The sequence below is a fragment of the Nocardiopsis sp. FIRDI 009 genome (assembly GCF_003386285.1).
In the GTDB taxonomy this organism is placed as follows: Bacteria; Actinomycetota; Actinomycetes; order Streptosporangiales; family Streptosporangiaceae; genus Nocardiopsis.
Window position 1 is genome coordinate 15,738 of the sequence record NZ_QPNC01000012.1, and the last position, 21,539, is coordinate 37,276.

21 protein-coding genes are annotated in these 21,539 nt (G+C 73.5%); 9 read left to right on the forward strand and 12 right to left on the reverse strand.

The window, feature by feature from the left end:
• The first annotated feature begins 38 nt into the window (after positions 1-38).
• Positions 39-2,459, forward strand: a complete 2,421-nt coding sequence (locus DVR05_RS10430) for a hypothetical protein (RefSeq protein WP_232832073.1) — start codon at positions 39-41, stop codon at positions 2,457-2,459.
• A 43-nt stretch (positions 2,460-2,502) separates the two neighbouring features.
• Here DVR05_RS10430 and DVR05_RS10435 read toward each other — a convergent pair whose 3' ends face one another.
• The 3 genes from DVR05_RS10435 to DVR05_RS10445 form a co-directional block, all read right to left on the reverse strand.
• Positions 2,503-2,802, reverse strand: coding sequence for a DUF2516 family protein (locus tag DVR05_RS10435; protein WP_116245652.1), 300 nt, complete (start codon positions 2,800-2,802; stop codon positions 2,503-2,505).
• 132 nt (positions 2,803-2,934) lie between these two features.
• A complete protein-coding gene (locus DVR05_RS10440) occupies positions 2,935-3,882 on the reverse strand; it encodes a M56 family metallopeptidase (RefSeq protein ID WP_116245653.1) in 948 nt (315 codons plus the stop codon).
• Positions 3,883-3,887: 5 nt separating this feature from the next.
• Positions 3,888-4,250, reverse strand: coding sequence for a BlaI/MecI/CopY family transcriptional regulator (locus tag DVR05_RS10445; RefSeq protein ID WP_083924217.1), 363 nt, complete (start codon positions 4,248-4,250; stop codon positions 3,888-3,890).
• Between the two features lie 155 nt (positions 4,251-4,405).
• Here DVR05_RS10445 and DVR05_RS10450 point away from each other — a divergent pair, with 155 nt between their 5' ends.
• Entirely contained in the window at positions 4,406-4,936 is a 531-nt protein-coding gene (locus tag DVR05_RS10450; RefSeq protein ID WP_116245654.1) for an O-acetyl-ADP-ribose deacetylase, read from the forward strand.
• A 38-nt stretch (positions 4,937-4,974) separates the two neighbouring features.
• On the opposite strand, the gene DVR05_RS10455 is transcribed toward DVR05_RS10450, so the two are convergent.
• On the reverse strand, positions 4,975-6,285 hold the full coding sequence (locus tag DVR05_RS10455; RefSeq protein ID WP_116245655.1) for a deoxyribodipyrimidine photo-lyase: 1,311 nt from the start codon (positions 6,283-6,285) through the stop codon (positions 4,975-4,977).
• Positions 6,286-6,374: 89 nt separating this feature from the next.
• Here DVR05_RS10455 and DVR05_RS10460 point away from each other — a divergent pair, with 89 nt between their 5' ends.
• The 5 genes from DVR05_RS10460 to DVR05_RS10480 all read left to right on the forward strand — a co-directional run bounded on the left by DVR05_RS10460 (position 6,375) and on the right by DVR05_RS10480 (position 11,264).
• Entirely contained in the window at positions 6,375-7,352 is a 978-nt protein-coding gene (locus DVR05_RS10460; protein ID WP_116245656.1) for a DUF523 and DUF1722 domain-containing protein, read from the forward strand.
• Positions 7,353-7,552: 200 nt separating this feature from the next.
• Entirely contained in the window at positions 7,553-8,548 is a 996-nt protein-coding gene (locus tag DVR05_RS10465; protein ID WP_116245657.1) for an esterase family protein, read from the forward strand.
• Positions 8,549-8,656: 108 nt separating this feature from the next.
• Complete coding sequence (gene mshA, locus DVR05_RS10470) at positions 8,657-9,955, forward strand: D-inositol-3-phosphate glycosyltransferase (RefSeq protein ID WP_116245658.1); 1,299 nt, start codon at positions 8,657-8,659, stop codon at positions 9,953-9,955.
• A gap of 23 nt (positions 9,956-9,978) precedes the next feature.
• Positions 9,979-10,491 (forward strand): YbjN domain-containing protein, encoded by a 513-nt coding sequence (locus DVR05_RS10475; RefSeq protein ID WP_116245659.1) that lies wholly within the window; start codon positions 9,979-9,981, stop codon positions 10,489-10,491.
• 26 nt (positions 10,492-10,517) lie between these two features.
• On the forward strand, positions 10,518-11,264 hold the full coding sequence (locus DVR05_RS10480) for a phosphoglyceromutase (protein WP_116245660.1): 747 nt from the start codon (positions 10,518-10,520) through the stop codon (positions 11,262-11,264).
• 155 nt (positions 11,265-11,419) lie between these two features.
• Here the strand turns inward: DVR05_RS10480 and DVR05_RS10485 are convergent, their stop codons facing one another.
• Together DVR05_RS10485 and DVR05_RS10490 are read right to left on the reverse strand one after the other, a co-directional pair.
• Positions 11,420-11,782: a DsrE family protein gene (locus DVR05_RS10485; protein ID WP_116245661.1), complete on the reverse strand. Its 363-nt coding sequence runs from the start codon at positions 11,780-11,782 to the stop codon at positions 11,420-11,422.
• A gap of 14 nt (positions 11,783-11,796) precedes the next feature.
• Complete coding sequence (locus tag DVR05_RS10490) at positions 11,797-12,570, reverse strand: GIDE domain-containing protein (protein WP_116245662.1); 774 nt, start codon at positions 12,568-12,570, stop codon at positions 11,797-11,799.
• 197 nt (positions 12,571-12,767) lie between these two features.
• On the opposite strand from DVR05_RS10490, the gene DVR05_RS10495 reads away from it, so the two are divergent.
• Both DVR05_RS10495 and DVR05_RS10500 read left to right on the forward strand, forming a co-directional pair.
• Entirely contained in the window at positions 12,768-13,316 is a 549-nt protein-coding gene (locus tag DVR05_RS10495) for an FABP family protein (RefSeq protein WP_116245663.1), read from the forward strand.
• Positions 13,317-13,615: 299 nt separating this feature from the next.
• Positions 13,616-14,644 carry a folate-binding protein YgfZ gene (locus DVR05_RS10500; protein ID WP_116245664.1) on the forward strand — a complete coding sequence of 343 codons (1,029 nt, stop codon included), beginning with the start codon at positions 13,616-13,618 and terminating at the stop codon, positions 14,642-14,644.
• Between the two features lie 160 nt (positions 14,645-14,804).
• Here DVR05_RS10500 and DVR05_RS10505 read toward each other — a convergent pair whose 3' ends face one another.
• The 6 genes from DVR05_RS10505 to DVR05_RS10530 form a co-directional block, all read right to left on the reverse strand.
• Positions 14,805-15,521, reverse strand: coding sequence for a type 1 glutamine amidotransferase (locus DVR05_RS10505; protein WP_116245665.1), 717 nt, complete (start codon positions 15,519-15,521; stop codon positions 14,805-14,807).
• A gap of 11 nt (positions 15,522-15,532) precedes the next feature.
• Positions 15,533-16,789 (reverse strand): MurT ligase domain-containing protein, encoded by a 1,257-nt coding sequence (locus tag DVR05_RS10510; protein WP_116245666.1) that lies wholly within the window; start codon positions 16,787-16,789, stop codon positions 15,533-15,535.
• A gap of 85 nt (positions 16,790-16,874) precedes the next feature.
• Positions 16,875-19,040 carry a hypothetical protein gene (locus tag DVR05_RS10515; protein ID WP_232832074.1) on the reverse strand — a complete coding sequence of 722 codons (2,166 nt, stop codon included), beginning with the start codon at positions 19,038-19,040 and terminating at the stop codon, positions 16,875-16,877.
• Between the two features lie 262 nt (positions 19,041-19,302).
• Positions 19,303-19,608 (reverse strand): DUF1416 domain-containing protein, encoded by a 306-nt coding sequence (locus tag DVR05_RS10520; protein ID WP_116245668.1) that lies wholly within the window; start codon positions 19,606-19,608, stop codon positions 19,303-19,305.
• Positions 19,605-20,450 carry a sulfurtransferase gene (locus DVR05_RS10525; RefSeq protein WP_116245669.1) on the reverse strand — a complete coding sequence of 282 codons (846 nt, stop codon included), beginning with the start codon at positions 20,448-20,450 and terminating at the stop codon, positions 19,605-19,607. The genes DVR05_RS10520 and DVR05_RS10525 overlap by 4 nt, the downstream gene beginning before the upstream one ends.
• A gap of 558 nt (positions 20,451-21,008) precedes the next feature.
• Complete coding sequence (locus DVR05_RS10530) at positions 21,009-21,296, reverse strand: thioredoxin family protein (protein WP_232832078.1); 288 nt, start codon at positions 21,294-21,296, stop codon at positions 21,009-21,011.
• Positions 21,297-21,539: the final 243 nt, after the last annotated feature.

Genomic DNA, 21,539 nt, shown 5'->3' on the forward strand with positions numbered 1-21,539 from the left:
CGCTGTCACGTGAACACTCAGCGTGGCACGATGCTGATATGTCGGACGCAGCCGTACCCCCCGTCCCCCACCCCGTCCCGCCCGCGCCGCCGCCCGTACCGGGGCGGGGGACCGTTCCCCGCCCCGGACCCGCCGGCGCCGACGACGACGCCGGAGCGGAACGCGACCGCGTGGAGCTGCGCGTGCACGGCGTGGCCGGGGGACAGGCCGAGGAGCTCCTCGACGTCGAACCGGCCATGCGGGTGGCGGGCGACGGCCTCGCGGGGTTCTTCCGCTGGCGCGGCCCGCACGACACCGAGACCGTCCCGGGCGTACGTCGGGAGATCTTCGCCTGGGGGAACCTGACCTCGGGCAGCTCCTCCCGGGCCCTGTGGCTGCTGCTGCTCCCGTTCATGCTGCTCAACCTGGCGTACTGGACGCGTCCGGGGCGTGTGGACCGGAACCCGGGCGGCGTGCGCCAGATGGCCAACCACGTCTACGACGGCTCCGTCCGGCTGCTGGCGCTGTCCCTGACCGTGCTCATCACCCTGGCCGCCGCCGGGATCGGGATGGACCTCGTCGCGTGGCAGTGCACGGCCCAGGCCGAGACCTGCGTCCGCGCGCGCCCGTGGCTGGCCTTCCTGGCCGCCCCCGCCTCCCCGCTGTCGGCCCCGGGCACCGCCCTGCTGCTGGGCGCGCTGCTGCCGGTGGCCGTGGTCGTGGTGCTGTGGGTCCTGTCCCGGCGCACGGAGAGCGAGTACGAGGTGATCCGCGGGCCGGTCCCGCCGGTGACGAGCGACGCGGCACCGCTCAGCCGGCCCGGGTTCTGGCACAACGGGGAGATCCTGGCGCGGCTGCGGTCGGCGCACATCGCGATGGCCCTGGGCGCCGTGGCCCTCCTGCTGCTGGTTCCGACGCTGCGCCACGACCTGGCCGCGCGCGCCGTCGCGACCGGCCCCGGACCGGCGGCGTGGCTGGTCGGTGCGGTGCTGGCGGTGGTGTTGGGAGCGGTGATGACCGCGAGCACGGCGAGCGTCGCGGTCCCGGAGGGCGACACGAAGTGGAACGCGCGCGTCGACCGCGTCTGCCGGATGCTGCGGGACGCGGTGGTCGCCGTCGGCGCGGGTGTGGCGGTCTACACCGTCTGGCCGCGCCCGGGCTGGTCGGCCTCGGGCCGACTGCCGGGTGACGGGGCGATGCTCAACGCCCTGTTCACCGCCCAGGGGCTGCTGGTGCTGGTGCTGCTGGCGGCGTCGGTGGTGCTGTACGCGGCCGACCGGGCGCACGACCGGACGGCCATGCGGGGTGTGGCCGGGCCGGCGACCGCGGCCCTCGGCGCGCTGCTGGGCGGCGGCTTCTCCGCCGCCCTCGTCTACCAGGGGTCGCTGTGGCTCAGCGGGTGCGACCCGCTGGCGCCGAACGGATCGTCCTGTCTGGAGGTGGAGCCGCCGACGGCCTACTCGTGGCTCCAGCTCGCGTTCGCGCTGGAGGCGGTGATCGCGCTGGTCGTGGTGGCCGTGATCGCCCTGGAACTGCGGCGCGCCACCCGCGCCCACCTGCCGCAGGTCACCGAACAGTACGCCCGCAGCGTACGCGACCGCCGTACGTGGGAGATCGCCCGCGCGAGGGCGATCGGCCGGATGACCGAGGCCCTGCCGACCGTCATGGCGGCCCTCCTGGCCCCCGTGGCGCCGTTGGTGGTCCTGGCGCTGTACTCGGCCTTCTCCGGCGACGTCGTGGCGGGTCCGCGGTCTGCCGACGCCGCCGTGTCCGGCGGGATCGAGGGCCTCGCGCGGGAGACGGTGGCGGTGCTGGTCAGTCTGGGCGCCGTCCTGGGCGGCGCGGCCCTGCTGGGGGTCGCCTGGATCGGCCGCAGCGCCTACCGGGACCGGCCGACGCGCCAGGCGGTGGGCGCGCTGTGGGACGTGGGCACGTTCTGGCCGCGCGTGGCGCACCCCCTGGCCCCGCCCTCCTACGCGGAGCGGGCGGTGCCCCAGCTGACCGCGCGGGTGGCGAGGATGGCGCGGGACGGCACCGACGTGGTGCTGTCGGGGCACTCGCAGGGGTCGGTGCTGGCGGCGGCCACGGTCTGGCAGCTACCGGAGGACTGCGTGGGGCGGGTCGCGCTGCTCACGCACGGGTCGCCGCTCGACCGGCTCTACGCGCGCTACTTCCCCGCGTACTTCGGGCCGTACGCCTTCGCCGACCTGCGGCGCCGGGTGTCGGGCTGGCGGAACCTGTGGCGGGTCACCGACGCCATCGCCGATCCCGTGCGCACGATGGAGCGGTCCGTCGACGGGCCGGACGTGCCCGGGGTGATCGCCCCGGCCGAGCCGCTGCCGGACCCCCGGAGCTACGATCCGCCGCCGGGGGAGGCCCTGCGCCCGGAGATCCTGGGGCACAGCCGGTACACGGAGGACCCCGCCTACGCGGAGTCGGTGTGGAAGGTCCTCAACGACACCGACGACCGCCATCCGTGAGTCCGTGGGCGGGGGCGCGGGCGGTCCACCCGGCGCGAGCGGCCTACCAGGGGCCGTAGGGGCCGTTGCTGCGTCCGCCGCCCACGCCCTTGACCGCCGGGCGCACGTCCAGCAGGAAGACGAGGGTCGCGACCAGGCCGAGGATGACGAACATCCCGGTTCCGGAGAACACGGCCAGGAGGGAGAGGCCGGTGGCGGCGCCCGTGAGGATCAGCCAGAGCTTCTTGGTCTGCTTGTCCATCAACTCGAACGCCTGGGCGGGCGTGCGGATCGCCTCGATCAGCGCGTACAGACTGGCCACGAAGGTGACCAGGTAGATGGCCTGCCAGATCAGTCCGAACAAAACGCACACTCCCACGACGTGTCCCGGCGGGTGTTCCGCCCGCTCTCCACGGTAAACGCACCGACCGCGCCGATCGTGCCCGGCGCGGGTGTGGTGTTCGTCAGGCGGTGGTCGCGCGGATCTTCGGACTCCTCAGACCGGGATGTGCCACAGGCAGGTGACCACCGCGAGGAGGAAGGCCGAACCGCCCATGATGACCGCCCCCGCGTGGTACGGGAGCTCGTCGTCGGGGCGCAGGAGGCGGTTGACCCGGCGGAGTACCCCGGCCTGGGCGCTCTCGTCCAGGGCGGCCATCGCCCCAGCGGGGACCGGCGCGGGACCGGCGGCGCCGAAGCGCAGCAGCGCCATGGCGAGTTCACGGGCGGAGCTGGTCCGGCGGGCCTGGTCGTCGGCGCACATCTCGATGAGCAGGGCGACGCTCTCGTAGTACGTCCGGATCAGGGGGGCGCGCGGGAAGGCGCGCTTGAGCGAGGAGAACGGCAGCAGCACCAGGTCGTGGCGCTGGCGCAGGTGGGCGTGCTCGTGGGCGAGGACGGCGGCCAGCTCCCTGTTGTCGAGGACCGCCAGGGCTCCGGCGCTGATGACGACCTGGGAGCGCAGCACTCCGGGCAGGCAGTACGCGGCGGCGGCCGGGTGGTCGACCACGCGGGCGCCGGGCACGTCGGGGTGCTCGCTGGCCACGAGTTCGAGGAGGTCGTGGTGGCGGCGGCGCACGCGCACGACGTGCACGAAGGAGGAGACCAGTCCGTAGAAGAGGACGAGGGTGAGCGCGACGGCCAGGGTCACGGCCACGATGTGGCTGACGCCCTCCAGGCCGCGGGAGAGTTCGGTGAGCAGGAGCTGCCCGGTGACGATGTCGGTGGCCAGCGCGAGCAGACCCGCGGCGGCGCCGAGCTCGTAGGTGGACAGCCCGTAGGCGAGCAGCGCGCCGATGGTGGACACACCCCACGCCAGGCCCAGTGCCTGCCAGGTGATCACGGCGGTGTAGGGACCGCGCGAGGGCCACTTCGCCCGGTGGAGGGCCTCCATGCCGAGAACGCAGCCGACCGCGACGAGTGAGAGGAGGGCGGCACTGACCATTCGGACTAGTTCCTTGGCTGCTCGATTTCCGCGAGTGCGCGCCGGAGCGCTTCAGCCTCCTGGCCGTCCATGGACTGGACGAAGGCGGCCAGGGCGGCGTCACGGTCTCCCGTCTGCCCGAGAGCGTCGAACATCAGCTCGGACACGTACGCCTCACGGCTGGCTGCCGGACGGTACCGCCACGCGCGACCCTCACGTGCCCGGGTGACGACCTTCTTCTTGGCCAGCCGGTCGAGCACGGTCATGACGGTCGTGTGTGCGAGATCGCGCTCGGCGAGTGCCTTGCCGACCTCGCGAACCGTCATGGGTTCGTTCTGCGCCCACAGTACATCCATCACCGCGCGTTCGAGTTCGCCAAGCCGAGTCATACCGTCGAGTCTACCGGCGCTAGTACTACACAGTGTCGTACCCCCTGGTTAAATCCCGGTTACCCCTGGGCGCGGGGGTTCCGGCCCCCGCGTGCCGGCCCACGAGGATGGGGGCGGCCCCGGGAGGAGCCCCCAGGACCGGGAAGGAAACGAACATGGGTAACACAAGTCGCGTTCGCCTCAGTGTCATCAGGGGCGACATCACCGAGCAGCGGGTCGACGCGATCGTCAACGCGGCCAACAGCTCGCTCCTGGGCGGCGGCGGGGTCGACGGGGCCATCCACAGAAGGGGTGGCGAGGCCATCCTGGAGGAGTGCCGTCGGCTGCGCGCCTCGCACTACGGCGGCGGACTGCCGACCGGCCAGGCGGTGGCGACCACCGCCGGGCTGCTGCCGGCGCGCTGGGTGATCCACACGGTCGGCCCGGTGTACAGCGCGTCAGAGGACCGCAGCGCGCTGCTCGCGTCGTGCTTCACGGAGTCGCTGCGCGTGGCGCACGGGCTCGGCGCGGAGTCGGTGGCCTTCCCCGCGATCTCCACCGGGGTGTACCGCTGGCCGCTGGACGACGCGGCGCGGATCGCGGCGGAGGCGATCCACGGGGCACGGGCACGGGTGCCGGAGATCAGGCTCGTGCTCTTCGACGACCGCGCCCTGGCCGCCTTCCGCAGGGCCTTCGACACGACCTGACGCGTCCGCCGCCGGGTGGCCGGCGGCGGTCTCGACGCTCACCGCCCCGGGTCGGCGACCGGCGGCGGGTAGCCGTCCGGCGGTTCGGGCTCCCGCCAGGGCGTGAGCGCCCGTCCCCCCGGCAGGTCGCGCAGTTCGGGAACGTGGCGGCGGACGTAGTCGCCCTCCGGGTCGAACCGGCGGGCCTGGCGCAGCGGGTTGAAGGGGCGGTTCGGCCTGGTGTCGTTCCCGGTCCCGGCGACCCACTGCCAGTTCCCGTAGTCGTCGGCGACGTCCCCGTCCACGAGGTGGGCGTCGAAGTGGTCGGCGCCCGCCCGCCAGTGCACGCGCAGGGTCCGGGTGAGGAAGGCGGCGGCGATCATGCGGGCCCGGTTGTGCACGAACCCCTCCCGCAGGAGCTGGCGCATCCCCGCGTCCACGATCGGCACCCCGGTCCTGCCCCTCCGCCAGGCGTCGAGGGCGTCCGGGTCGGTGCGCCACTGCCGGCCCCGCGACCGGTAGTCGCGCTCGGGAAGTTCGGGAAAGGCGCGGACGACCTGGTGGTGGAAGTCCCGCCAGGCGAGCTGGCGGACGAACTCCTCGGCCCCCGGCCCCGCGTCCGCGGCCTCGGCTGCCTCGGCCACCTCCAGCGGTGACAGGCAGCCGAACCGCAGGTCGGCGGAGAGGCGCGAGGTGGCGGCGGCGGGCAGGTCGTCGCGGCGTTCCGCGTACCGGGTCAGCCCCCGGTCCAGCCAGGCGCGCAGCCGCTCGCGTGCCGCCGCCTCGCCTCCGGTCAGGCGGTCGGGCGCCGGGGCGCCCGTTCCCGCCTCGGCCAGGCCGGCGGGGATCGATCCGGGTTCGACGCCGCCGGGGAGGCGCATCCCGTCCGGGGCGGGCAGGACGGGCCTGCGCTCGTGCGCGGCCCAGGCGCGCCAGTAGGGGGTGAACACCCTGTAGTGGTCGCCGCCCGCGGGGGTGACCCCGCCCGGGGGGACCACCGTCAGTCCGGGGAGGGCGCGCACAGTCAGCCCCGATCCGCGCAACCGGTCCTCCCGGCGGGTCGCGCACCGGCTGACCCCCGCGGTCAGGAACACCGTGTCGGACCCGGTCAGCGCCGCCAGTTCCCGGACGCGCACAACCGTGTCCCCCTCACGGACGACCAGGTCACCGCCGCGCGCGCGAAGCCCGGCGCGCAGGTCGGCGAGCGCCTCGGCCAGGTAACCGCACCGGTTGCGGGCGGAGCGCGCCACGATCCGGGGGTCGACGACGAACACGGGCAGCACGGTGTCCGCGGCTCCGACGGCGGCCGTGAGCGCGGGATGGTCGTGGACGCGCAGGTCCTGGGTGAACAACACGATGACCGACGACACCCATCCTCCTCACCCGAGGCGACGAACCCCACACCGACAGTACTGTGATCTCGGTGGGGATCCGGTCGGATCCCGGGTAGGAAGACCGTATGCGACCAGCGCACGAGCCGACGACCGCCGCACGACCCCTGGTGGGGGTGTCGAGCTGCCTGCTCGGCGCGCCCGTCCGTTACAACGGGGGGCACTCCCGGTCGCGGTTCCTCACCGACGAACTCGACCGCCACGTGGACTGGCTCCCGGTGTGCCCGGAGGCGGAGATCGGCCTGGGCGTCCCGCGCCCGACCCTGCGGCTCCAGCGGCGCGACGGCGCCGACCGGGTGGTCTCCAGCAAGGACGGCGCCGACCACACCGACGACCTCGCCGCCGTGGCCGACCACCACGTCCTCCGGTTGTGCCGGGCGGACGGCTACATCCTCAAGAACAAGTCGCCCAGCTGCGGCCTGCTCGCCCTGCCGGTGTTCTCCCCCGAGGGGAACCGCGTCGGCGGCCGGGGGCGGGGCGCCTTCGCCGAACGGCTGACGCGGCTGCTGCCGGACCTGCCGGTCGAGGAGCAGGGCCGCCTGTCGGACGCCGCGCTGCGGGAGCACTTCGTCCAACGCGTCTTCGCGCACGCCCGGCTGCGGGCGTTGCTGGAGTCGGACTGGCGGCCGCGGGACCTCGTGGCCTTCCACACCCGACACAAGCTCCAGCTGATGTCGCACTCCACCGAGGGGTACCGGAGGACGGGGCGGATCGTCGCGCGGGCGGGGTCGGCCGACCGGGAGGAGACCGCCGCCGCCTACGCCTCGGCGTTCCACCGCGCGATGTCGGTCCGGACCACCCGGGGCAAGCACGCCAACACGCTCCAACACGCGTTCGGCCTGCTCAGTCCGCTCCTGGACGACGCACGCCGACACGATCTGCTGGCGGCGATCGAGGACTACCGCGCGGAACTGGCGCCGCTCAGCCTCCCCGTGACGCTCATCCGACACCACTGCGCGGCGGAGGACGTGGCCTGGGCGCGCGACCAGACCTACCTGTGCCCCTACCCGGACGATCTCCGGCTCCGGCACGCCCTGGCGGTCTGACGCCCGGGGCGCCCGTGTCCGGTGTGGGACCGCGGCCCCACGGGCACGACACTCGGCGCGGGACCCCAGGAACGGGGATCGTGGGGCTCAAGCGGCAATCTCCACACACAAAGCCCTCGGTCGACTACAGTGAGTCACATTCCGTATCGCTCCGCCCCGCTGGGAGCGGATATCGGTTGCCCCGACCCTGAGGTTTCGGTGTGTTCGCGTCTTTCTCCCGACGAGCCGTCGTGTTCGTCTCCTCGTGCACGGTCGTCGTCTCCGCCGCGGTCCTGGCCACCGCCCCGCCCGGAGGACTCCCCGAACGGATCGGCCAACACCTGTTCGGGGCCGACCCCGAGGCCGGTGTCGGTGAGGTCCGCTTCCCACCCGTCGAGGGGGTGACCACCCCGGCGCCGATCCCCGAACCCGGCCAGGTCGCCGTCTGCGACGAACCGGGCCGGGACGAGGTGGTCACCCTCCCCGACGCCGACGCCCTCGGGGGCGGGCGGCCGGTGTGGATCCGCCGCCCGCCCGGCCCGGACAGCGCCGACCGGCCCGTCCTGTACCTGCTGCACGGTTCCGCCTCCACCCACCGGACGCTGATGGACGAGGGCGTCGGCGACCTCCTGGACGAGCAGATGTGCCGCACGGGGGTCGAGTTCGTCATCGCGGCGCCCCACGGGCAGGTGGCGTCGGGGGTCACCACCGAGTGGGGCGACGCCGCGGACGGCTCCTTCGCCCTGGAGTCCTTCGTCACCGGCGCGGTGATCCGCGCGGTGGAGGGTGACCACATCCGGCCACGGGGGTTGCGCGCCCTCGGCGGTTTCTCCATGGGCGGCTACGGCGCCGCGGCCACCGCGCTGCGCAACCCCGACCTGTACGGCCAGGTGGCCAGTTGGGGCGGGTACTTCCGGGTGGACGACCCGGACGGGGTCTTCGGGGAGGACACGGCGGCCCACTCCCCCGACCGGCTGCTGGACTCCACGGAGGTGCGCGACCTCAGGTTCGTGCTCGTGGAGGGAGAGGAGGACCACACCCCGCTCCAGGAGGGGAGCATCCAGGGGGAGGCGGCACGCTTCGCCGACCTGCTCGCCGAACGCGGTATGACGGTCGCCACCCTCCACCCGCGCGGCGGCCACGACTTCCGGACCTGGACCCGCGCGTTCCCCGACACCGTCGACTTCCTGGTGTCGGGCTGGTCCGCGACCCCCTGAGCGGGGACTGCTCCATAGCAGGCCCCTCGGACATTCCGGTTGGGAACAGTGTGTACCTTCGTCGCTGTTGACGACAGCGGCTGTATACACGATCGGAGGGGACCACCGGTGTCCGGAAACGCTCCCGAGGGCGAACAGACGGCGGCCCCGTCCCGCGTCGCGACCGTCAGTCTGCACACCTCGCCGCTGGACCAACCGGGCACGGGCGACGCCGGCGGACTGAACGTGTACGTGGTCGAGGTGGCCCGGCGCATGGCCGAGCGGGGCGTGGCCGTGGACGTGTTCACCCGGGCCACCGGGCCGGACCTACCGCCGGTCGTCGAACTCGCCCCGGGGGTGAACGTCCGGCACGTGCCCGCCGGTCCCTACGGCCACCTGGACAAGAACGCGCTCGCCGACCACCTGTGTCCGTTCATCTTCGGGATGCTCCGCGCCGAGGCCCAGGGGGAACCGGGCCACTACGACCTCGTGCACGGCCACTACTGGCTCTCCGGCCGGGCGGGCGTCGTGGCCGCCCGCCGCTGGGGGGTGCCGTTCGTGCAGTCGATGCACACCATGGCCCGGGTCAAGAACGCGTTCCTGGCCGAGGGAGACACCCCGGAACCGGAGGCCCGGGTACGCGGTGAGGACCAGCTCGTGCGCCAGGCCGACCGGCTCATCGCCAACACCGACGACGAGGCGCACCAGCTCCGCGAGTACTACGGCGCCCGCGAGTCCCAGCTCAACGTCATCCCGCCCGGTGTCGACCTGGAGGTCTTCACGCCGGGGTCGCGGCACGACGCGCTGCGCCGGATCGGTCTGGCCCCCGAGACCGAACTCCTGCTCTTCGTGGGGCGCGTGCAGCGCCTCAAGGCCCCCGACGTGCTCATCCGCGCCGCCGCCCGGCTCCTGGACCGCGATCCCTCCCTGCGCTCGCGCCTGGTGGTCGGCGTGGTCGGCGGCCTCTCCGGCGCCGGAACGCGCGAACCCGGGCTGCTGACCGACCTGGCGCACTCCCTGGGCGTGGCCGACGTGGTCCGGCTCGAACCGCCGCAGGACCGCACGCGGTTGGCCGACTACTACCGTGCGGCCACGGCGACGGTCGTACCGTCCTACTCCGAGTCCTTCGGTCTGGTCGCGGTGGAGTCGCAGGCCTGCGGCACTCCGGTGGTGGCCGCGCGGGTGGGCGGCCTGACCACGGCGGTGGCGGACGGGTCCTCCGGCGTCCTGGTGGAGGGCCACGACCCCGACGACTACGCCGCGGAGCTGCACCGGCTGATCACCCAGCCCGCGTGGCGTGCCAAGCTGGCCCTGGCGGCCCCCCTGCACGCCGCCACACTGGGCTGGTCGCGGACGGTGGACGAACTGCTCGACGTGTACCGGTCGAGCATCGCCCCGAGCCCGTTGCCGCTGGCCGCCTGCCGGTGACGGACCGAAGGAGAGGATGGGACGTGGGAACGGATTCGACGCGCGAGGCCGCGGCCGGGGCGATCGCGGAGGCGGTGGCGGAGGCCGGGCTGGAGGTGGAGCGCCCGCGCGAGGGCTCCTTCCTCGTCACCCTGCCGGGAACGGCCAAGCTCAAGACACTGGTGTGGTTGGAGGTCGGACCGCACAGCCTGACCCTGACGTCGTTCTTCTGCCGCCAACCGGACGAGAACCACGCGGAGTTCTACCAGTGGCTGATGCGCCGGAACTGCGACATGTACGGGATGGCGTTCGCAGCCGACGAGGTCGGTGACGTGTACCTGCGCGGGCGGCTGCCGTTGGCGGGGATCACGCCGGACGAGGTCGACCGGCTGCTGGGGTGCGTGCTCACGTACACGGACGAGAACTTCAACGCGGCGCTGGAGCGCGGCTTCGCCTCGGCGATCCGCAAGGAGTGGCGCTGGCGGGCCGAGCGCGGCCACGACATGCGCAACCTCAAGGCGTTCGCACACCTGGCGGAGCCCGGCCACCACGGGTGAGGGCCGGGGTGGATACGCTTGGTGCCATGGGAACTCTGGTACTGCTGCGACACGGTGAGAGTGTCTGGAACGCGAAGGGCCTGTTCACCGGGTGGGTGGACGTGGACCTGTCCGCCACGGGCGAGGACGAGGCCCGCCGCGGCGGGGAGCTGCTGAAGGCGGCCGGGATCACCCCGGACATCCTGCACACCTCCCTCCTCAAGCGCGCCATCCGCACCGCGAACCTCGCGTTGGAGACCGCCGACCTGCACTGGCTGCCGGTCCGGCGTACCTGGCGCCTCAACGAGCGCCACTACGGCGCCCTCCAGGGCAAGGACAAGGCGCAGACGCGCGACGAGTACGGCGACGAGCAGTTCATGACCTGGCGCCGCTCCTACGACACCCCGCCGCCGCCGATCGCCGACGACGACCCCTACTCCCAGGCGGGTGACCCGCGCTACGCCGACCTCCCGCAGGAGTTGCTGCCGCGTACCGAGTGCCTCAAGGACGTCCTGGACCGGGCGCTGCCGTACTGGTACGACTCCATCGTTCCCGACCTGGCCGCGGGCAGGACGGTGCTGGTCGCCGCACACGGCAACTCGCTGCGCGCGCTGGTCAAGCACCTGGACGGGATCAGCGACGCAGACATCGCGGGGCTGAACATCCCCACCGGCATCCCGCTGCGCTACGACCTCGACGAGCACTTCAAGCCCACCAACCCGGGCGGTACCTACCTGGACCCGAAGGCCGCCGAGGCCGCCATCCAGGCCGTCGCCAACCAGGGCAAGAAGTAGGGCGTGCGGACGGACGCGCACGCCCGCTCGCCACGGGTGGCGTCCACCGCGCACGCCCCGGCCCACGCCTTCGGCGCCCGTGCCACCGGCGGTGGCGCGGGCGCCGTCGTGCGTGGTGGATCCGGGGCCGCCGGGGTGCGGGGCCGGGCGCCGGTTCAGTAGACGAGCGCCTGGACGCCGTCGCGCAGGGTCTCCTCGACGAACGTGGGCGCCCCGGCGATGCGCACCCCCTCGATCAGGTCCTCCTGCGCCAGGTTCCGCCGCGCGGCGCACTGCGTGCACACCGTGACCCGCCCCGCCGCGAGCACGGCGGACAGGAGTTCGGCGAGGGGGGCGGCGTGCGGGAGTTCGAAGTCGTCCGCGCGGCCGGGGACGGCGAACCACGCCGACTCCCCCGTCAGCCACAGCGAGACCTCCACACCGCTGGCCAGGGCCGCGGCGGCGACCGTGAACGCCTGGTTGCACCGCTCGGGGGCGTCCTCCCCCGCGGTGACCTTGATCACCATCGATCGAGTCATGGGGGCCAGCCTACTCAGATCCCGAGGACGACCAGCACCACGCCCGCCACGGCGCAGGCGGCGAGGGCGGTCGAGAAGGCGATCGCCTCCCGGCGCCGGGGGGAGAGGCGCACCGGCTGGTCGTCCACACCGAGTTCGACGGTGAGTCGGCCTCCCTCGGGGGCCGCGACCACCACCCGCCCCTCACGCACCTGGACCTCGCCGGTGACGCGGACGCGGGCACCGGCGCGGATCACCCACTCGCGGTACTCGAACTCGATGGTCTCGCCGCGGAAGACGCCCGAGATCCGTCCGCGCACCCGCGGCAGGAGGTCGTCGGCGGCGGCCGCCACACCGGGCTGGGGACGCCCCACCACGCGTTGCAGGCACAGCTCGGCGTCCCGGGGATCACTGCCGGCGGGATCGACGAAGACCCGCTCGGCGTCCCCGGACACGCCTTCGGCGACCAGGCCGAACAGCTCCTCGGAGCCGTACTCGGCGATGGGGTCGCAGGCCCGCTCCCGCACCGCGCTGTCGCCCCGGTCACGGGTGAGCGGCCAGTAGTGACGCAGCACCTCGTGGCCGTGCCACACGCACTCCGCCCCGGCCAGTCCGGAGGCGATGGGCCCGGCGGGGCCGGGGGCCGCGACGCCGGTCAGGGTGACCCGACGCCCGGTCCGCGCGGCCAGGGCGCTCGGGCGCAGACGGGCCAGGCCGCGCTGACGCAGCCAACGCCGCACGGCGATGACGGTCAGCGGGAGGAGGACCACCGCGGCGATGAGCAGCACCGAACCGATCACCAGTAACACGGGCCACCCTTTCGGAGAATGCGTCGGAGGTCGAGGGGCGCGGCGGGCGTGACACCCCGTGGCCACACCGCGTCGGTGACAATCTTTACCAGTTCTTCGGGAAACCGGGGCCAATTGGTCGTGACCGGACCGATGCGCGGGGGTGGCCGGGGCGGGCTGTCACCGCCACCCTCCGGACGCGGCTACGCTCGGGAGGCATGGACGCTGATGTACACCCCGATCTGGCGAAACTGTCCTTCCTGATCGGCCGTTGGGAAGGCGTCGGCGTCGCCGGGTACGCCGACGAGCCGGAGTTCCAGTTCGGCCAGGAGATCGAGTTCGCCCACACGGCGGGTCTGCCGTACCTGACCTTCTCCAGCAGGGCGTGGCGGATGAACCCCGACGGGACGCTGGGCGATCTGGTCACGGAGGAGCATGCCTACTGGCGTGCGCGCCCGGAACCCGCCAAGGACGACGAGGGCCCGGCCGAGGGCGAGCAGGTCATCCACCTGGAGGCGTTGTTCACGCACCCGGAGGGCTTCACCGAGGTGTACGTGGGCAACGTGTTCGCCAACCGGGTGGAGATGTCGACCGACGCGGTGGTGCACACCGAGACCGGGATCGACGCGACGGCCTCGCACCGGCTGTACGGCCTGTTCGGCGACGACCGGGAGACGCTGGGATACGCCTGGGACCTGGCCGCGCGCGGCCACAAGCTGCGTCCGTACATGTCGGCGCAGTTGAAGCGGGCCGACAAGAAGAAGTAGCAGATCCCGGGCCGTCTCCCGCCGGGGGGCGGGGCCGGGTGGACAAGCTCCGGCGGCCCGGGATCCGGGTGTCCGTCTGGTATTCGCTGCGAACGACGTCGCGCGATCACGCGGCGTCGTCCTAGCGGACGGCCACCTCGCCAGTCCTGGAATCAATCATTCTTCGGACCACCTCCTTTCTTGCGTGCCTCGACGGTACGTCGCCCGCGACGTGTGGGGCAAATGTTTTTTCTGCGAGCGTCATCGCAGGTCAAAGGCGTGTTTTCGGCGGGCTTCGCGGGACGGATAGTCTCGGCGGTATGACATCGCCGCTGTTGACCACACCGGGCGCCGTGACCGCCGAGTCGATCGACGCGGGCGTCGCCGCGCACTACGGCGACCCCGCCCACGAGGGCCGTGCCATCGAGCGCTCCGGCGCGTGGGTGGACCGGAGCAACCGGGGCGTGGTCCGGGTGAGCGGACCGGACCGCCTGGGGTGGCTGAATGACCTGACGAGCCAGCTCACCCGCGACCTGCCGCCCGGCTCCGCCACCGAGGCGCTGATCCTGGACACCCGGGGCCACCTGCGACACCACCTGTCTCTGCTGGACGACGGGGAGGCCACGTGGATCCACACCGAACCGGGGGACGGCCCGGGACTGGCCGCCTTCCTGGACTCGATGCGGTTCATGATGCGCGTCGAGGTGGCGGACCTGAGCGAGTCCCGCGCCGTGCTCACCGTGCTCGGCCCGGGCCGGGAGAAGGCGCTGGACGCGGTCAAAGAGAAGCTCGGTGACGTCCCCGTGCGCTCCACCGAGGGGGAGAGCGACCTGTTTCTGCCCGCCGAGCGCCTGGTCGAGACCGCCGAGGCGCTGACGGAGGCGGGTGTCCGCCCGGCGGGCATGTGGGCCTATGAGGCGCATCGGATCGCCGAGCACCGGGTCCGGCCGGGACTGGACACCGACGACCGCACGATCCCGCACGAGGTGGACTGGGTGGGCCGCGCGGTGCACCTGGAGAAGGGCTGCTACCCGGGCCAGGAGACGGTCGCCCGGGTGCACAACCTGGGCCGTCCGCCGCGCCGTCTGGTGCTGCTGCACCTGGACGGTACCGCTGAGCGGCTGCCGGAGGTGGGTGCGGCGATCGAGCTGGAGGGACGTGCCGTGGGCCGGGTGGGTTCGTCGGCCCGCCACCACGAGCTGGGGCCGATCGCCCTGGGTGTGGTGAAGCGGGCCGCGCCGACCGACGCCGACCTCGTGGTCGAGGGCATCGCGGCGGGTCAGGAGGTCGTGGTGGACCCGGACACCGGCGCCAACGCCCAGATCGACCTGCGCCGCCGCCCCCGGTAGCGGCCGGAGGTGGTCCGCGCGGCGCGGGGTCGCCGCCGTCGACCCTGGCGCCCGGTTCGCCGCCGTCCGGGCACCCTGCCGTGTGAGCACCCGACAGCCCCCGCGACGGACGGTCGCGGGGGCTGTCGGGTCACCGGGGGCGCGCCGCCCACCTTCGGCGTCAGCTGTTCAGGGCCGCGGCGAGGCGCTCCTCGTGCAGGCGCTCGCCCCAGGACGGAGGCAGCTGGGGCAACTGGCCCACACGCCAGCGCAGCAGCAGGTCGGCCAGCGCCGGGTTGCGCGGCAGCGCCGGGCCGTGCAGGTAGGTGCCCAGGACCTGCCCCTGGTAGGCGCCCTCGGTACGGTCGTCGTTGCCGATGCCGCGCACCGTGGTGGACAGCGGGCGGGCGGACGGGCCGATGGCCGTGCGGCCCTGGTGGTTCTCGAAGCCGGTGATGCGTCCCACCCCGAGGGAGGGGTCGACGTCGGCGACGATCTCGCCGACGGCGCGGGTCTGGCCGCGGCCGCTGCGGATGTCGAGGATGCCGACACCGGGCAGCGGGTTGGCCTCGTCGTCGCCGTAGCTCTCACCGATGATCTGGTACCCGGCGCAGACCGCGAAGACGCAGGCGCCCCGGGCGGCGGCGCGGGCCAGGCCGCCGTCGGCGCGCAGCCGCTCGGCCGCCAGGATCTGGGGGCGGTCCTCACCGCCGCCGAGCAGGTAGATGTCGCCCTGCTCGGGCACCGGGTCGCTGGAGTGGACGTGCACGATCTCGGTGGGGATGCCGCGCAGCTCGGCGCGGCGCCGCAGGATGAGGGCGTTGCCCTGGTCGCCGTAGGTGCTCAGCAGGTCGGGGTAGATCCACACGATCCGCAGGGCGCTGCTGGTGTCCGTCATGAGTTACTCCCCTACTGGACGCGGCCGTAGGCCGTGCGGATCTGCTGGAAGGCGGTGTAGTTGGCGATGACGTCGACCTTGGTGATGTCGGGCTGCTCCGCCTTGAGGCGGCCCAGGACCTCGTCGACGCGGTCGGCGGTCTCGAAGGCCACGCCGTCGGTCTCCAGGCGCAGCGCGAGGTCGGTGCGGCGCTCGCCCATCACGAACACGCGGCGTCCGCGCAGCACCGTGTAGTCGACGTCCCACAGCCACGACGTGTCCTTGCCGTCGGGGACCTGCGCGTTGACGGAGAGGATCACCGGGACCCGGGGCGGGTCGAGGACGGCGAAGGACTCCAGCCACCCGGCGGGGTTCTTGGCGAGCAGCAGCCGCACCTCCACGCCCATCGTGACCACGGAGGTGTAGCGGCCCGCGACGGAGGTGATCTCGCGCAGCCGCTCGACGGCGCGGACCGGGTGGATGCCGTACCCGGCGGCGGTGGCGGCGGCGATGGCCGCGTTGGAGCGGTTGGCGTCACCGGGCAGGTTGAGCTGGAGCCGGACGCGCTGGCCGTCGGGGCACACGAGCGAGTCGGTCTCGTTCTCCACCCCCCAGGTCGTCTGCGGCCGGGTCAGGCCGCACTCCGGGCACTCCCAGTGCGGGTCGACGTCGCGCTTGAGGTGGCCGCCGCACTCCGGGCAGCACCAGGAGTCCTCCTTCCAGCGCTGGCCCGCCGACACCCAGGTGGCGTTCGGCGCGCCCAGCCCCGCCCAGGCGACGAGCGGGTCGTCGGCGTTGGCGATGACGTGGGTGTTGGTCTCGCCGAGGGCGGTGCGCCACTTCTTGGCGAGGAGGTTGATCTCCGAGGCGCGGTCCATCTGGTCGCGGCTCAGGTTCATCAGGACGACGAAGGCGGGGTTGGTCGCCCGCAGGACCTGCGGAAGGTACTTCTCGTCGACCTCCAGCACGCCGTTGACGGCGGAGGTGTTGTGGGACAGCGCGGTGATGTGCCCGGTGGGCATGTTCGCGCCGAACTCGTTGGTGGCCACGTCGCCGAGCTCGCGCAGGGCCTGCGAGATGAGCTTGGTGGTGGTCGTCTTGCCGTTGGTGGCGCTGACCAGGGCCAGGCGGCGCCCCTGGGCGAGCTTGGCGAGCAGGTCGGGCTCGACCTTGAGCGCGACCCGGCCACCGATCACGGAACCGTCTCCGCGTCCGGTCGCGCGCGACAGACTGGCCGCACTCCTACCCAGTACCGATGCCAGTTGGGCGCGCAGGGGAAGCTCGCTCATCAATTCTCCAGGTCGCTGGATCGCCCGCGCCGGTGTCTGATGGTCGCGGGTGACGTGTCGGGCCAAGACTATTGTCCACCTCCGGTCAGACCCGCCAGTCCAGGCGCTCGGGCGGCGGTCCCAGGTTGGGCGGCACCCGTTCGGGACTCTCCCCGTCGATGACCGCTTCGCGGCGCGGGGGATCGGGCGGGCTCGGCGCCGTCTCCCGTTCGGCCCGAGGACGGTCGGTGGCCGCGGTCCGCCGCCGACGGCGGTCGGGATCGCCCGGCTCGGCGGCCCGTTCGTCCGCGCCGGACACCGCGCCCGCGCCGTGACCGGTGGTACGGGAGTCCGCCACCGTGGCCAGAGTGGCTGTGGACAGGGTGAGAATACCCGGGTTGGTGTCGGTGAGAACAGGCCCCTCGTCGCCCAGGACCAGCGCCGCCGTGCACGGCAGCCGCCGCAGCGACCCGGCATCCAGGCCGAGGGGGCGCGACGGCCCCCCGCCCTCCGCGCCGACCCCGGCGGGCTCGTCGATCTCCGCGGCCTGCGCGGTCGCCCTCCCCCACGCCGTGGCCGATCTCACATGGCGGACGAGGTCGAGGGGGGAGATCCCGGAGGCGGAGTCCCTGATCATCGCGCCCGACTCGGTGTGCGGGGAGGGGAAGAACCGGTCGTCGGCCTCCGCCTCGGCCTCCGGGTCCGGATGGGGCTCGGTGACCGCCGTCCCGACCGCCTCACCGATGACCTCGCTCAGCCGGTGCACCTCGACCCCGGTGTCCGGACGGGCGGCCACCCCCGGCACCGAGGCCACCGCGCGGGCGACCGTGTCCGCCGCCCCGCCGCGCTGGCGCATGACCACCGGCAGGCAGGCGGGGTCGGAGAACCGGGCGAGGGCGGCCGGGACCGGGGTGCGGAACATGAGCACGACCTCCACGCCTCCGTCGGCGGCGGCGCGCAGGATCTGGTCGACCTCACCCTCGGGCAGGGTCTCGGCCCCGCAGACCACGACCGTGCGGGTGCGGTCCGGACGCGCCCGGCGCCGCTCCCGCCGGGGCGGCTCCGCTCCCCCGCGCGGCCCGTCCTCCAGCAGTTCGCTGAGCGCGGCCACCGCGTAGGTGCCGTACACCCGGGCCGCGACCTCGCCGGAGGCCCTGTCCGTGGAGATGATCTTGACCTGCGCGTACGTGCCGTCCTCGGCCCGGGTCCCGACCGCCTCGAAGGGGCTCAGCCGCCGTTCCAGCTCCCAGGCCCGTTCCCAGGCTCCGGGGGTGTCGGCGCAGCGCGCCCGCACCCGGGCCCGCTGGTCGGCGGACAGCCGCGCCAGCGCCGGGTCGTCCCCGGCCTCGTCGCCCTCCGGTGTGCACAGGGCGCGCAGACCGCCGATGAGCTCCGCGATCCCGGCGCGCGGCCCGAGCACCTCCAGCAGGCGGAGGAGGAGGGTCTCGTCCGCGTCGGCCTCCTCGGGCGTCCCCGACGCGGCGGCGACCGCGGACAGCACGCGGGCGCGCTGCCCCGCGTCGAGGTTGGTTCCGAGCGTCATCCGGGGCAGGTCGGCGGGGAGCACCCACCGGCGCGGGGCCACGGCGCACCGCCGGGCGAGCCGGACCAGCTCCCGGGCGACCGCCCTGCCGGTGAGGTCGACGACGGTGAGGTCTCCGCCCTCCCGCAGCCGTGCGACGCCGACCGTGGTGAGCAGGGCGGACCACCCTGCGTCGGTGCCGCCGACCACGACGACGGACCCCCGGTCGGCCGGGACGGTGACCCCGTACCAGTGCGGTTGCGCCTCGTAGGCGCGGCTCGCGGCCCGCCACTCGGTGTACCGCCGGGCGTGCTCGCGCTGGCGCTCGCGCAGGAGGCGGTCGCGCTCCGCCCGCTCGGCCGCGAGTCTCTCCCCGGCCTCGGCCAGGCGTTCCGCGATGACCTGACGGCTCTGCACCAGCGCGAAGCCCACCGGGGCGGCGACGGCCGCGCAGGCGAACACCCCGCCCAGGGCCAGCGCGGCGGGAAGGATCCGCTGCGACCACAGGACGAGGAAGAGGACGGCGAGCAGGACCAGTCCGCCCAGCACCGCGTACAGGGGACGGTTGGTCCGGGCCTCACCGGCGCGTTGGTCGGCGATCCACTCCTCGCTGAGGGTCCGCTGTTCGTCGGGCGCCGGTCGGCGCGGCGCGGGGCCGGGGTGCGGGAGGAGCACGGCGTGCCGCCAACCGAGGTAGGTCCTCCCGTCCCCTCCTCGGGGTGAGCCGTCTGACGACCGTGGGTTGGGCACCGTCCGAACACCTCCTGACCGGCCTCGGTGAGGGCTCCGGGCGTGCCCGGGGTGGGGCATGAGGCCGTCACCAGCCCGCCGAACCAAGTCAAGCAGGCCGCGCCACGGCCTGCCAGCCTCTCCGTCCCGCCTGTGGACAACCGGCGTGCCGCGGTCCCCGCACGGTCCCCCGGACACGGCGGAGCGCCGGCCCCGACGGTCGCGATCGTCGGGGCCGGCGCTCCGCGCACGCGCTGGCCGTGTCCGTGGGCCGGGCCGTGGGTCAGGCCCGCACCTGGAGGTCGATGACCTTGCCGACCTCGGCGGTCACCGGGTACTCCCCGGTGAAGCCCTGGGAGGCCAGGACCCGCACCTTCCAGGCTCCGTCGGCCGCGAAGAAGCGGAAGGTGCCCTCGTCTCCGGTGGCCACCTCGCCCACGAAGTCGTCGTTCTCGTTCAGGAGTCGGGCGTAGGCGCCGCGCAGGGGCTTGCCGTCACGGGTCACCGTGCCCTGGATGACCGCCTGGTCACCCGCGTCAACGTCGGCGAGGGCCACGCCCCCGACCGGAGCTCCGCAGCTGTCGCTCACTTGGCCTCCGCCTCTCCGAGCTCGACCGGAACGCCCACCAGGGAGCCGTACTCGGTCCAGGATCCGTCGTAGTTCTTCACGTTCTCCAGCCCGATGATCTCGTGCAGGGCGAACCAGGTGTGCGAGGAGCGCTCGCCGATACGGCAGTAGGCGATGATCTCCTTGTCGAGGTCCACACCGGCCTCGGTGTAGAGCTCACGCAGCTCCTCGGCCGTCTTGAACGTGCCGTCCTCGTTGGCGGTCTTCGCCCACGGGATGTTGCGCGCGGTCGGGATGTGACCGGGGCGCTGGGAGGTCTCCTGCGGCAGGTGCGCCGGAGCCAGCAGCTTGCCGGTGAACTCGTCGGGCGAGCGGACGTCGACCAGGTCCTTGGCGCCGATCGCGGCGACGACCTCGTCGCGGAAGGCGCGGATGGAGTGGTCCTGCTCCTTGGCCGTGTACTGGGTGGCGGGCCGCTCCGGGACCTCCTTGACCAGCTCGCGGGAGTCGAGCTCCCACTTCTTCCGGCCGCCGTCCAGGAGACGGACGTTCTCGTGGCCGTAGAGCTTGAAGTACCAGTAGGCGTAGGCGGCGAACCAGTTGTTGTTGCCGCCGTACAGGATCACCTGGTCGTCGTTGGAGATGCCCTTGGCGGACAGCAGCTTCTCGAACCCGGTGCGGTCGACGAAGTCGCGGCGGACCGGGTCCTGGAGGTCCTGTTTCCAGTCGATCTTGACGGCGCCGCGGATGTGCCCCCCGTCGTAGGCGGACGTGTCCTCGTCGACCTCGACGAGAACCACGTTGTCATCGTCCAGGTGAGCCTCCACCCAGTCGGCGTCCACAAGGACGTCGGAGCGGCTCATGGGGAACCTCCTGTGATTCGTGATGCGGTGTCGCGTGTGCTGGTCGGAACCCTCCGGGCGTACGGGCCCGGGGGCGGGGGTCAGACGATCAGTGTGCGGGCGGACGCGGCGTCCCCGGCCCCGGCACGGCCGGCCGGGGGCGTCGGGGCGCGGTGCGCCGGCCGGTGCTCCGGGTTCGCTCCCGCCCGGCTCCGGTCCGGACCCCGGCGGGTACCGGGTACGGCGGCGGAGTCACGGGCGGCGGGGAGGGAGGGTGCCCGGGCGGCGGAGCGCCGCCCGACAGGGCCGACCTGCATGGCGTGGAGTCCCCTACTGCGTGCACGGAGAACGGACCGGTCGCACGGAGGGGGCGGGGGCCGGGAGGCCCGTCCGCCCTAGGGACACAGACAGAGCGCGGCGGCGACGTGGCAGTAGTCCACTGCCCGTCGCTTCGTCAGAAACGCGCTCGTCAAGGAAGTCACGTCGTAGACGCTACAGGCCGGCCGAGGTGTTTGTCACGGGTGGGCTGGATCACAGCAGGTCGCGTGGGTCCCGCGGGAGCGGCCGGGCGGCGCGCTCTCAGCGGATCGCCGAGCCGAGCGCGGCGATCACGTCGGCCTTGCGGGGCTGGCCGCCTGCGCCGCGCACGACCCGGCCGGAGGCGTCCAGGACGAGGACGGTGGGGGTGCCCCGCACCCCCAGGCGGCGTACGAGGTCGAGCCTGGACTCGGCGTCCACCTCCACGTGCGCCACCCCCTCGACCATGCCCGCGACCTCGTCGAGGACGCGGCGGGTGGCCCGGCACGGCTGGCAGAAGGCCGTGGAGAACTGCACGAGCGTGGCCCGCTCGCCCGGCTCGGCCCCCAGGTCCTCGCGGCCGAGGACCTGGCCCTCCCAGGGACGCGCGACGTCGTCGCGGGCGGTGCTCCGTCGGTCGTGGTCGTCCACGGGTCCCTCCAGGTGTGGGGTGGCCGGGCCTGACTTCCCGGAACGGTCCCTCCAGGGCTTCCGGTTCGGGCGCCGGGAGGGTTCTCATGGCTGGGGCCGCGCCGCGGACGTCCGTTGAGGACGGTGGGGGCGACGGGCGGGCCGAGGCGAGGCGAAAGGACC

Excerpts from the sequence above, each read along its gene's own strand:
- DVR05_RS10430 (WP_232832073.1), top strand. The coding sequence starts at position 39 with ATGTCGGACGCAGCCGTACCCCCCGTCCCCCACCCCGTCCCGCCCGCG.
- DVR05_RS10440 (WP_116245653.1), bottom strand. The coding sequence starts at position 3,882 with ATGGTCAGTGCCGCCCTCCTCTCACTCGTCGCGGTCGGCTGCGTTCTC.
- DVR05_RS10445 (WP_083924217.1), bottom strand. The coding sequence starts at position 4,250 with ATGACTCGGCTTGGCGAACTCGAACGCGCGGTGATGGATGTACTGTGG.
- DVR05_RS10450 (WP_116245654.1), top strand. The coding sequence starts at position 4,406 with ATGGGTAACACAAGTCGCGTTCGCCTCAGTGTCATCAGGGGCGACATC.
- DVR05_RS10460 (WP_116245656.1), top strand. The coding sequence starts at position 6,375 with ATGCGACCAGCGCACGAGCCGACGACCGCCGCACGACCCCTGGTGGGG.
- DVR05_RS10480 (WP_116245660.1), top strand. The coding sequence starts at position 10,518 with ATGGGAACTCTGGTACTGCTGCGACACGGTGAGAGTGTCTGGAACGCG.
- DVR05_RS10485 (WP_116245661.1), bottom strand. The coding sequence starts at position 11,782 with ATGACTCGATCGATGGTGATCAAGGTCACCGCGGGGGAGGACGCCCCC.
- DVR05_RS10495 (WP_116245663.1), top strand. The coding sequence starts at position 12,768 with ATGGACGCTGATGTACACCCCGATCTGGCGAAACTGTCCTTCCTGATC.
- DVR05_RS10500 (WP_116245664.1), top strand. The coding sequence starts at position 13,616 with ATGACATCGCCGCTGTTGACCACACCGGGCGCCGTGACCGCCGAGTCG.
- DVR05_RS10505 (WP_116245665.1), bottom strand. The coding sequence starts at position 15,521 with ATGACGGACACCAGCAGCGCCCTGCGGATCGTGTGGATCTACCCCGAC.
- DVR05_RS10510 (WP_116245666.1), bottom strand. The coding sequence starts at position 16,789 with ATGAGCGAGCTTCCCCTGCGCGCCCAACTGGCATCGGTACTGGGTAGG.
- DVR05_RS10525 (WP_116245669.1), bottom strand. The coding sequence starts at position 20,450 with ATGAGCCGCTCCGACGTCCTTGTGGACGCCGACTGGGTGGAGGCTCAC.